This is a genomic window from Micrococcus sp. ACRRV, from assembly GCF_022346985.1.
Lineage (GTDB): Bacteria > Actinomycetota > Actinomycetes > Actinomycetales > Micrococcaceae > Micrococcus > Micrococcus porci.
In genome coordinates this window covers 1-11,243 of the sequence record NZ_JAKRNH010000078.1, presented here as the reverse complement: position 1 = coordinate 11,243, position 11,243 = coordinate 1, and the positions used below count along the sequence as shown (strand labels likewise).

The following is an 11,243-nucleotide window of genomic DNA, read 5'->3' as shown; positions in this document are numbered from 1 at the left end:
GGGAGCGGTAGGCCGACAGGTCAGGGGTGTGAGTGCTGATGGTCATGTCAGTTGCCTCCGAGGGCGATCAGGGGGTCGATGCGGGTCACGCGGGCCACGGCCAGCGCGGAGCCGGCCAGGCCGAGGGCGAGGACGCCGAGGGCGGGGAGCACGGTGGTCGCGGGGCCGAGCACGAACGGCACGGCCTGCGCAGCGAACCAGCCGGCGCCGGCGGCCAGGGCCGTTCCGAGGCCCACGCCGACCGCCAGGACGATGCCGCCCTGCAGCATCGAGTCCCGCAGCACCCAGCCGGTCGAGGCCCCGAGGGCCTTGAGCACCGCGATCTCCCGAGTGCGCTGGATGGTCCAGATGGAGAGGAACGCCACCACCACGAGCGCCGAGATCCCGTAGAGGAAGCCCTGCATCATCGTCAGGGAGCCGTGCTCCGAGGAGTACGCCGGCAGGGCCGCGTAGGCGCCCTTCACGTCCGTGGCCACGGTGTGGGCGGCGTCGTCGGCGGCGGAGGCGACGGCGTCGGCATCGGCCCCGTCGACGAGCGTCACGAGGCCCGCGGTGCCGGCCACGTCCGCGTCCCCGGTGTGGGAGAGCGCTCGCCAGTCGGTCAGCGTGGTCCAGGCGACCGGGGTGTGGGAGTACCAGGAGTCCGCCGCGACGGAGGCGACCGTGTACACGCGGCCCGAGGACTCGACCTGGCCGCCCTTCTCCACCTCCAGGGCCTCGGCGAGGGTGCGGGAGAGGACGAGCTCGCCGTCCTCCAGCCCGGCCGGCGCCTGGGGGGCGGCCGGGTCCAGGCCCACGAACGACGCCGAGCCGACCCCCGCCACCTCCGGGGTCTTGGCCGGGCGGCCGGCGGCGTCGGTGTCCACGTGCCCGGCGATGCCGGTGAGGCGGCCCTGGGCGACCCCCACCGGCTCGACGCGGTCGACGCCGTCCGCGGCGCGCCAGGAGTCGAGCTGGGTGGCGGTGACCTCCGAGGAGGTGAAGGACGCGGTCGGGTCCTGGCCGGCGGCGCCGCCGAAGACGATCCGGTCCGTGCCGCGGGCGCCGAGGTCGTCGAGGGTGGCGGTGTTCTGGTGCCCGAGGCCCGCAGTGAGGCCGGAGAGCATCACGAGCAGGACGGTGATGAGGGCGACGACGGCGCCCATGAGGCTGAAGCGGCCGGTCGCGAACCGCAGGTCGCGCAGGGCGAGGAACATGGGGGTGATCCTTCGATCGGGAGGGGCCGCGGCGAGGGGCCCGGGGACTGCGTCCAGCCTCCGCCCGGAGGGGGTCCCCGGGCATCGCCCACCGGGGGCGAACCCAGATCAACCGATCGGTTGATCGCTCCGCGGCGGGGCGTCCGCGGGGCCTCTGGCGTCCGGGACGGCCCTACGCTGGCGGCATGAGGACTTCCGACCCCGCGGACGGCCCCGGCGGCGCGAACGGCACCGCCGCGCTGCTCTCCGGCCTGCGCGTGGCCGTGCACGTCGGCTTCGCCGTGCTGCTCGCCCTGGCGCTCGTCCGTGCCCTCGCCGGCCCCGACGCCGGGGCTCGCCTGACCGGCCGGCCTGCCCTGGCGCTCGTGGGGCTCACGGTGGTGCTGGCCGGCGTCTACCTGACCGGGACGGTCGCGGAGCGCCGCCTCCACGCCGCCGGACGCGCCCCCGGCCGGACGGCCGCCGGGACGTGGCTCGCCGTGCTCCTGGGCGTGTGGGCGCTGGCCGTGCTCCGCCACCCCGACATGATGTGGGTCGCCTTCCCCCTGTTCTTCGTCGCCCTGCACGCGGTGCACGTGATCCTGGGCCGGCCCCGGCTCGCCCTGGCATGCGTGGCGGCGATGACCGTCGTCGTCGTGGTGGCCTCCCTGGAGCGCGGCACCGCGCCGGGCGCGGTGCTCGGGCCCGCGGTGGGCGCGGCCGTGGCCGTGGTGGTGTTCCACGCGTGCCGCCTGCTGGTCGTCGAGTCCGAGCGGCAGCGCTCCGTGGCTGAGCAGCTCCGGGCCACCCGCGCCGAGCTGGCCGCCTCCGAGCGCCATGCCGGCGTGCTTGCCGAGCGCGAGCGGCTCGCCCGCGAGATCCACGACACCCTCACCCAGGGGCTGGCGTCGATCGTGCTGGTCTCCCGCGCCGCGCAGGACGCCGTGCGCGCCGGGGACGCCGCGCTCGCGGACGAGCGCCTGGAGACCGTCCGCGCGACCGCCGCGGAGAACCTCGCCGAGTCCCGCGCGTTCGTGCGCGGACTCCGGGCCCCCGTGGACGGTGTCCAGGGGGGAGCGGACCGGGCCGGGTCGGCGCTCGAGGCCGCCCTGGGGGCCGCCGTGCGCGGGTTCCGCGCCCGCCGGCAGGCCCTCGGGCGCCCCGTGGAGGCGGAGCTGGCCGTGGTCGGCGAGCCGGTCGCCGTGGGCGAGGCCGTGGAGACCGTGCTCGTGCGCGCGGCGCAGTCCTCCCTCGCCAACGTGGACCAGCACGCCCGCACCGACCGGTGCCGCGTCACCCTGACCTGGATGTACGGCGAGGTCGCCCTGGACGTGGCCGACGACGGCGTCGGATTCGACCCGGAGGCCGCCCGGGCGAGGACGTCCCGCGCGGCGGAGTCCGACCCCGCCGCGCCCCGGCCGGCGGGGGAGGGGACCGGTGTCGGGCTGGCGGGGCTGGCCGAGCGCGTGGCCGGCGTCGGCGGCCGGGTGGATGTGGAGAGCGCCCCGGGCCAGGGGTGCGTGGTGGCGGTGCGGATCCCCGTGCCGCGGCAGGAGGAGAGGAGAAGCGCGTGAGCGTGCGCGTGATGCTGGTGGACGACCATCCGGTGGTCCGGGCCGGGGTGCGGGCCGTCTTGGAGGCGGATCCGGAGTTGACGGTCGTGGCGGAGGCCGGGGACGGCGCCGCCGCCCTCGACGTGCTCCAGGCGCGGCCCGGGGAGGTGGACGCCGTCCTGATGGATCTGCAGATGGGCGAGGGCATGGACGGGGTGAGCGCCACCCGCCGCCTGCGCGCCGCGCATCCCGGGATCCCCGTGCTGATCCTCACGACCTTCGACACGGAGGCGGACATCCTGGCCGCCCTCGACGCCGGGACCGCCGGCTACCTGCTCAAGGACGCGCCGGCCGAGCAGATCACCGACGCCGTGCACCGGGCCGTGGCCGGCCGACCCGCCCTCACTCCGGACGTGGCCGAGCGGCTGCTCGGCCGCACCACCGGGTCGACCGCCGCCAGCGCCCTGAGCGCCCGGGAGATCGAGCTGCTCGAGCTGATCGCCCGCGGGGACACCAACCGGGAGGCCGCCCGCGCCCTGTTCCTCTCCGAGGCGACCGTGAAGACGCACCTGGTGCACATCTTCCAGAAGCTCGGAGTGGACACCCGCACCCAGGCCGTGCACGAGGCGCGGGCCAGGCGGATCATCCGCTGAGGCGCGCTGGCTCCACGGCCGGGGTTCGGCGGGGCCGGCGGCGGCCCCGCCGCGCTCAGCGGCGGCCGACGACGCGCGTGATCACCGCCGCCGCCACCGCCGCGACGGCCAGGACGCCCAGCGCCGCCGGGAGGGTCATGGAGCCCCGCTCCACGCCGAGCAGGCGCAGGGAGAGGAAGCCGATCAGCGCGCACGCGAACAGCACGCCGACGAACGTGTACGTCCGGCGCAGCCCCGCCCCCGGGCCGGCCGGGCCGCCGAGTCCGCGGCCTCCGGGGCCGCTCGCGGCGGGGCGGTCGGCGTCGTCGTCACGTCCGTGGTGCAGAGGGGGGAGCGTCATGTCCTCCACAGTAGGGACGCGCGCCGACGGGCGGCCAGGGCCGGGCCGTAGGCTGGGGGCGTGAAGATCCTCGTGCTCGGCAACGGTGGCCGCGAACACGCGCTGCTGCGCGCCCTCTCCCGTGACCCCCAGGTCGGCGAGCTCCATGCCGCCCCCGGCAACGCCGGCATGGCCGACGCCGCCGTCCTCCACCCCGTCACCGCCACGGACCCCGAGGCCGTCGTGGCCCTCGCGCGGGACCTGGCCGTGGACCTCGTGGTCGTCGGCCCGGAGGCCCCGCTGGCCGCCGGCGTGTCCGACGCCCTGCGCGAGGCCGGGTTCGCCGTGTTCGGCCCGTCCCAGGCCGCGGCTCAGCTGGAGGCGTCCAAGGCGTTCGCCAAGGAGGTCATGGCCGCCGCGGGCGTGCCCACCGCCGGCGCCCGCGTCTGCGCCACCGAGGCCGAGGTCGACGCGGCGCTGACCGCGTTCGGAGCGCCCCACGTCGTGAAGGACGACGGCCTGGCCGCCGGCAAGGGCGTGGTGGTCACCTCCGACCGGGCCGCGGCCCTGGACCACGCGCGCGCCTGCCTGTCGGCGGGCGGCACCGTGGTCGTCGAGGACTTCCTGGACGGCCCCGAGGTCTCCCTCTTCGTCCTCTGCGACGGCGAGCACGCCGTCCCCCTGACCCCCGCGCAGGACTTCAAGCGCATCCACGACGGCGACGCCGGCCCCAACACCGGTGGCATGGGCGCGTACACCCCGTTGCAGTGGCTGCCCGAGGGCTTCGTCGACGAGGTCATGGAGCGCGTGGCCCGGCCCGTGCTCGCCGAGATGTCCCGCCGCGACACCCCGTTCGCCGGTGTGCTGTTCATCGGCCTGGCCGTCACCGAGAACGGCCCCGAGGTCATCGAGTTCAACGTGCGCTTCGGCGACCCCGAGACGCAGTCCGTGCTCGCCCGCCTGGAGACCCCGCTGGGCCAGCTGCTGGCCGACGCCGCGGCCGGCCGCCTCGGCGCGGACCGGGAGCTTCGGTGGAGCGACGACGTGGCCGTGGACGTGGTCCTCGCGTCCGCCGGCTACCCGGCCTCCTCCCACTCCGGCGACGTGATCGCCGGCCTGGAGGACGCGCTCGCCCTCGAGGGCGTGGACGTGCTGCACGCCGGCACCGCCCGCACCGAGGACGGCGACGTGGTGACCGCCGGCGGGCGGGTGCTCGCCGTCGTCGGGCGCGGGGCCACCCTGGAACAGGCGCGCGAGCGGGCCTACACGGGCGTCGCGAAGATCCGGTTCGACGGCGCCCAGCACCGCACGGACATCGCCCTCAAGGCCGAGCGCGGCGAGATCACGGTGCCCGAGCGGCGCCGCGGCTACGCCGGCGCGGAGGCCCTCGAGCTGCCGGGCTGGCGCCATGTCTACTCCGGCAAGGTGCGCGACCTCTACGAGCCGGCCGACGCCGAGCCGGGGGCGTCCGAGACGCTGCTCGTGGTGGCCTCGGACCGCATCAGCGCCTACGACTTCGTGCTGGAGCCGCCGATCCCGGGCAAGGGCGCCGTGCTCACCCGGCTGAGCCTGTGGTGGTTCGAGCAGCTGGCCGGCGTGGCGAACCACGTGGTGTCCACGGACGTCCCGGCCGAGGTGGCCGGGCGGGCCATGGTGGTGAAGCGCCTCGACATGCACCCGATCGAGTGCATCGCGCGCGGCTACCTCACCGGCTCCGGGCTCGCCGAGTACCGTGAGCACGGGACGGTGACGGGCATCCCGCTGCCGGACGGGCTCGTGGACGGCTCCCGGCTGGAGCCGCCGATCTTCACGCCCTCGGCCAAGGCGGAGGTCGGCGAGCACGACGAGAACATCACGTTCGAGCAGACCGTGGAGCGCGTCGGCGCGCCGACGGCCGAGGCGCTGCGCGCCGCGACCCTGGAGGTCTACACGCGCGCCGAGGCGATCGCCCGGAAGGCCGGGATCATCCTGGCCGACACCAAGGTGGAGTTCGGTGCCGACCCCGTGACCGGTGAGCTCGTCCTCGGCGACGAGGTGCTGACCCCCGACTCCTCCCGCTTCTGGGACGCCGAGGCCTACGAGCCCGGCCGCGCCCAGGCCAGCTTCGACAAGCAGTTCGTCCGTGACTGGCTGACCTCGCCGGAGTCCGGCTGGGACCGGACGTCGGGGGAGGAGCCGCCGGCGCTGCCCGCCGACGTCGTCGAGCGCACCCGCGCCCGGTATGTGGAGGCCTACGAGCGCCTCACCGGCCGCCGCTTCGAGGCTTGAGCCCCGCCCCCCTGGCACTTTCGCTGAAGAAGACGTCGCTACCATCTCGGCTCCCCGGGGTGGTAGCGACGCTTTTCTGAGCGAAAGTGAACGGGCCGCGGGGACCGCTCCTGCACAGGGGCGTTCGAGACGGCGTGGCGTCCCCGGTCGTCTTCGCCTCGGCCCCGTCGCGACGCCGGTCCCTCCAGGATCGAGGGCATGGCACCTCGCGCCCCGCTCCCGCTCCCCGCGCACCTCGCCGATCGGCCCTTCACACGGGTGGACCTGACCACCGCAGGGTGGAGCGTCGAACGGGCGCGCCGCGGCGACCTGGTGCGTGTCGTCCACGGAGTCCACCGCTCCTGGGAGGCGGAGACCGGTGACTGGGCCGACCTCGGATTCCCCGTGGATCCGGTGCCGTGGCCGCCCATGGACGCCGCCGCCGTCGTGCGCCGGGCGCGAGGAGTGCTCTCCCACCAGAGCGCGGCCCTCGTGCACGGGCTCGTCGTCCCGGCGTGGGTGCGCCCGGACGGGCGCCTGCACCTGAGCCGGCCGCACGACCGGGGTCTCAGCGGGCTGCCCCGGGTGCAGACGCATGCCCGGTCGGTGCCGCCGGTGGACGCCACCACCATCCACGGGATCCCCTGCACCTCGCTCGAACGCACCTGGGTGGACCTGGCGTCCCTGATGCCGCGGGGCCCCGTGGACCCCCTGGTGATCGCCGGGGACGCACTCGTGAACCACCCCTGGCGGGGGACGGGCAGGCTCGCGGGGCGGCCCGGACCACGGTGGCGTCCCTGCGCGCGGCGCTGGAACGGGCCGGCCGCTTCAAGGGGGTGCGAGCGGCGCGGCTGGCCCTGGACCTCGTCCGCGTCGGTGCCGACTCGCCCCCGGAGACCGAGCTGCGCCTCGCCCTGCTCGCGGCCGGCCTTCCAGAACCCGAGCTGCAGGCACGGATCGACCCGGCCGACCCGTGGGCGCCCGCCGTCGACCTCGCCTACCGCCCGTGGCGGCTGTCCCTGCAGTACGACGGCGCCCACCACAGGACCCGGGAGCAGCAGGGGCGCGACGCACGCCGGGACGGCCTGGTCCAGGACGCGGGGTGGCGCTCGCTCCGGCTCACTGCGGAGGACCGCCACGACGGTTTCCGACGCGCGGTCGAGTGGGTCCGTCGCCACGGGTCGCCGTGACTTTCGCTGAGGAAGCCGTCGCTACCATCCCGGGTCTCTGGGACGGTAGCGACGCTGTGTCGAGCGAAAGTGGGGGGTGGGGGGCGGGGCGGTGGAGCCCCGCTCAGCCCTCCCCGACGAGGGAGTCCTCCCAGGCCCGGTGCAGGGCGGCGAAGCGCCCGCCGGCGGCCACGAGCTCGGTCGGGGAGCCGTCCTCGACGATCCGGCCGTCGTGCACGACGAGCACGCGGTCGGCGATCTCCACGGTGCTGAGGCGGTGCGCGATGATCAGCGCCGTCCGGTTGCCGAGCAGCCGCTCCAGGCCGTCCTGCACGAGCCGCTCGCTGGGCAGGTCCAGGGAGCTGGTCGCCTCGTCGAGGATCAGCACCGCCGGGTCGGCCAGGAAGGCGCGTGCGAAGCTCACCAGCTGCCGCTGGCCCGCGGAGAGCCGTCCGCCGCGCTTGGACACGTCGGTCGCGTACCCCTCGGGCAGGTCCAGGATGAACTCGTGCGCGCCCACGGCCCGGGCCGCCGCCTGGATCTCGGCCTCCGAGGCGTGGGGCCGGCCGAGCGCGATGTTCTCCCCGACCGTCCCGGAGAACAGGAACGCCTCCTGGGTCACCATCACCACGTTGCGCCGCAGGTCCGCGCCCGCCAGGTCCTTGAGCTCCACGCCGTCGAGGGTCAGGGAGCCGGACGTCAGGTCGTAGAACCGGGCGATCAGCTTCACCAGCGTCGACTTGCCCGCGCCGGTCTGCCCGACGACGGCCACCGTCTGCCCGGCCGGCACCGTGAGGTCGAACTCGGGCAGCACGACGGCGTCCGGGCCGTAGCCGAACACGGCGTCGCGGAACTCGATCCGCCCGGAGGCCACGCCCTCGCCGGGCCGCTCGGCCCCGGGAAGCGCCACGGGGTGGGCGGGCTCCACGACGGCGGGCTCCTCCTCGAGCAGCCCGGAGACCTTCTCCAGCGCGGCGGTCGCGGACTGCAGCGAGGAGTAGAACATGGCGACCATCTCCATGGGCTGGAACACGCGCCGCCCGGCCAGCAGCAGCGCGACGAGCACGCCCACCGCCAGATCCCCGGAGAGCACCCGGAGCCCGCCGAACAGCAGCAGCGCGGCCACGGTCAGGTTGCCCACCGCCACGAGCACGGGCTGCAGCACGCCGAACAGGTTCAGGGTGTGCATCATGTCGTCGCGGTAGTCGGTGGCCAGGCGCGCGTAGGCGCGTTCGCCGGCGCGTTGGCGGCGGAAGGCCTGCACGGCGCGGATGCCGGTCATGGTCTCCACGAAGTGCACGATGGACCGCGCGGAGGACACCCGCGACCGCCGGTACGCCTCCTCGGAGCGGACCTGGTACCAGCGGACGGCGATCGCCACGGGCACGAACGCCACGAGGATCACCAGGAACGACGGCGGGTCGAGCAGCAGGATGGACACGGCGGTGAACGCGGTGAACAGCACTCCGGAGACGAGCGAGGACACGCCCTGGTCCAGCAGTTCGCGGAGCGCCTCGAGGTCGGAGGTCTGCCGGGAGATCACGCGCCCGGAGGTGTAGGTCTCGTGGAAGCCGAGGGAGAGTCGCTGGGTGTGGCGGAACACGCGCACGCGCAGAGCCAGCAGCATCCGCTGGCTGGCCTTGGCGGTGAGCCATTGGTACAGCCCCAGCAGGACGCCGCCGACCAGGCCGGTCACCGCGTAGAGGGCGCCGGTCTGCACGACGACGCCGGTCGGGTCCGTCCCGGCGCGCACCGCCTCCAGGGCGCGGGGGAGGGCGTCGTCGATGGACCAGGCGATGACCAGGGGCATGGCGGCGCGGGCGGCGTTGGAGAGCACGACGAGCGCGGCCGTCAGCCAGAGCATCCCCCGGACGGGGCGGGCGAGCTGGCGCAGCAGGGCCCAGGAGCGGCGGCGGACGTGGCGGCGCTCGGCGGGGGTGTAGTCCAGGGACTCCTCGGCGCCCACGCCGAGCACGCGCAGCCCGGCGGCCTCGGCGGGGTCCACCACGGTGAGGGTGGACGTGACGGGGGCGGTGTCGGCGCGGCGGCTCATCGGGCGTCCTCCCGGTCGGTGGTGATGATCTGCCGGTACGCGCCGGAGCGGGCGAGCAGGTCGGCGTGGGTGCCGACGTCGGCGATCCGCCCGTCCTGCAGGACGGCCACGCGGTCGGCGAGGGCGACGGTGGAGGGCCGGTGCGCGACGATCAGCGTGGTGGTGCCGGCGAGGACCTCGCGCAGGCGCGCGGTGACGGCCTCCTCGGTGCGCACGTCGAGGGCGGAGAGCGGGTCGTCGAGGACGAGCACGTCGGGGCGGGCGGCGATGGCGCGGGCCAGGGCCAGGCGCTGGCGCTGCCCGCCGGACAGGCTGAGGCCCTCCTCGCCGATGGGGGTGTCCACGCCCTGGGGGAGGTCCGCGACGAACCCGGCCTGGGCGGTGTCCAGGGCGAGCTCCAGGAGGGCCTCGGCGGCGGGGGAGTCGGGCCCGTCGGCGACGTCCGCGGCGGGGGCGCCGAGCAGCACGTTGGCGCGCACCGTGTCGGAGAACAGGGTGGCGTCCTCGAAGGCGATGGACACCCGCCGGCGCAGCTCCTCCAGCGGGTAGTCCCGCACGTCCACGCCGTCGACCTCGACGGCGCCGCCGGTGACGTCCCGCAGCCGCGGCACGAGCTGCAGCAGCGTCGACTTGCCGGAGCCGGTGAGTCCCACGAGTGCCATGGTCTCCCCCGGCACGAGCTCCAGGTCGACGCCGGCGAGCAGGTCGGGCGCGTCGTCGGGGGTGTCCGGGTGGCGGAAGCGGGTGCCGCGGAAGGCGAGCCCGCCGCGGGAGGGCGGCAGGGCGGAGACGTCCACGGGGGCGTCGGCGACGGCGGGGTCCGGGTCCTCGCCGACGGAGGCACCGGTGGCGGCCTCCTCGGCGGGGTCGGTGCCGGGCGGGGAGGCGATGGACACCGGCTGGCGCATCACCTCGAGGTGTCGGTCGATCGCGGTCTTGGCGGAGAGCGTCATGCCCAGGAGCTGGCCGATGCCCTCCACGGGGCGGGCGAGGACGGCGGTGGTGGCGAAGTAGGCGGCGAGCGCGCCCACGGTCATCTGCCCCGTGGCCACCAGCCAGACCCCCAGCGCCAGGGCGACGCCGAGCATCACCTCGGCCAGGGAGACCGTGAACGCGATGAACGAGGCCAGCACGCCGGCCTTGTGGACCTCCGTGCCCTGCAGGGTCTGCGCCTCGCCGCGGAAGCCCTCGAGGGCGTGCGGGCCGCGCCCGAACGCCTTGAGCACGCGGATCCCGTGCACGGACTCCTCGACGGTGGTGGCGAGGTCGCCGGCCTGGTCCTGGGAGAGGCGGGAGGCGGTGCGGAAGTCGTTGCGGAACCCGTAGGACCGCCACATGATCGGCAGCGCCGCCGCGAGGTAGACGAGCGCCAGCGGCCAGGAGAGCCAGAACAGCAGCCCCACGCCCACCACCAGGGTGACGGTCTCCACCACCAGCATCACGGAGCCGAAGGCGATCCACCGGCGCAGCAGGGACAGGTCGCCCTGCGCGCGGGAGAGCAGCTGTCCGGAGGGCCACGCGTCGTGGAAGGCGACGGGCAGGCGCTGGAGGCGGCGGTAGACCGCGATGCGGGCCCGGTTCTCCACGTCCGCGGCCGGCGGGAGGATGAAGAACCGGCGCAGCCAGATGAACAGGGCCTCCGCGGCTCCGAGCAGGGCGAGGCCGCCCACGGCCCACCACACGCTCGCCGTGGCGTCCTCGGCGGCGGGGGCGCCCGGCGTCGTCGGGGCGGCGAACACGGTGTTGACGAGCAGGCGGATGACCTGCGGGATGGCCAGGGCCACCAGGCCGGCGGCGAGGGCGGAGAGCAGGCCCAGCACCCAGCGGGTGCGCACGCCCTCCAGGTACGGTGCGATGCCGCGCACGGCGTCGCGCAGCGGGAGCGGGGCGGCGGCGGTGGTGCGGGTCACCCGCAGGACTCTACCGGCAGCCCCGGACACGCTTCGGCCCCGGGGGCGCTTCGTGGACCGGGGGGGCGGGTTAGTACAGCCGGTGACCCGCAACCCCGCCGCCCCCCCGCACCCGGCCCCCCCCGCGGCGGGCCGGTGGGGGTCGCCCAGGGCCGCCTCACCGG

The 11,243-nt window shown here is 75.7% G+C and carries 8 protein-coding genes; 4 read left to right on the top strand and 4 right to left on the bottom strand.

Going from position 1 to position 11,243, the window contains the following annotated elements; genetic code table 11:
- Positions 1–47 precede the first annotated feature (47 nt).
- A complete protein-coding gene (locus MHY29_RS08790; RefSeq protein WP_239240322.1) occupies positions 48–1,196 on the bottom strand; it encodes an ABC transporter permease in 1,149 nt (382 codons plus the stop codon).
- Between the two features lie 185 nt (positions 1,197–1,381).
- Between MHY29_RS08790 and MHY29_RS08785 the strand changes: the two genes are divergently transcribed.
- A complete protein-coding gene (locus MHY29_RS08785) occupies positions 1,382–2,749 on the top strand; it encodes a sensor histidine kinase (RefSeq protein WP_239240319.1) in 1,368 nt (455 codons plus the stop codon).
- Complete coding sequence (locus MHY29_RS08780; protein WP_370643491.1) at positions 2,746–3,381, top strand: response regulator; 636 nt, start codon at positions 2,746–2,748, stop codon at positions 3,379–3,381. The genes MHY29_RS08785 and MHY29_RS08780 overlap by 4 nt, the downstream gene beginning before the upstream one ends.
- Positions 3,382–3,436: 55 nt before the next feature.
- Here the strand turns inward: MHY29_RS08780 and MHY29_RS08775 are convergent, their stop codons facing one another.
- Entirely contained in the window at positions 3,437–3,721 is a 285-nt protein-coding gene (locus tag MHY29_RS08775; protein ID WP_224356468.1) for a hypothetical protein, read from the bottom strand.
- A gap of 60 nt (positions 3,722–3,781) precedes the next feature.
- Between MHY29_RS08775 and purD the strand changes: the two genes are divergently transcribed.
- The gene (purD, locus tag MHY29_RS12515) at positions 3,782–5,968 is read left to right on the top strand and encodes a phosphoribosylamine--glycine ligase (protein WP_239240317.1); all 2,187 of its coding nucleotides are present in this window, start codon (positions 3,782–3,784) and stop codon (positions 5,966–5,968) included.
- A 767-nt stretch (positions 5,969–6,735) separates the two neighbouring features.
- Complete coding sequence (locus tag MHY29_RS08765; protein ID WP_239240297.1) at positions 6,736–7,137, top strand: endonuclease domain-containing protein; 402 nt, start codon at positions 6,736–6,738, stop codon at positions 7,135–7,137.
- A 103-nt stretch (positions 7,138–7,240) separates the two neighbouring features.
- On the opposite strand, the gene MHY29_RS08760 is transcribed toward MHY29_RS08765, so the two are convergent.
- Positions 7,241–9,169, bottom strand: coding sequence for an ABC transporter ATP-binding protein (locus MHY29_RS08760; protein WP_239240294.1), 1,929 nt, complete (start codon positions 9,167–9,169; stop codon positions 7,241–7,243).
- Entirely contained in the window at positions 9,166–11,079 is a 1,914-nt protein-coding gene (locus tag MHY29_RS08755; protein ID WP_239240291.1) for an ABC transporter ATP-binding protein, read from the bottom strand. Before MHY29_RS08755 ends, MHY29_RS08760 begins: the two co-directional genes overlap by 4 nt.
- Between the last annotated feature and the right edge of the window lie 164 nt (positions 11,080–11,243).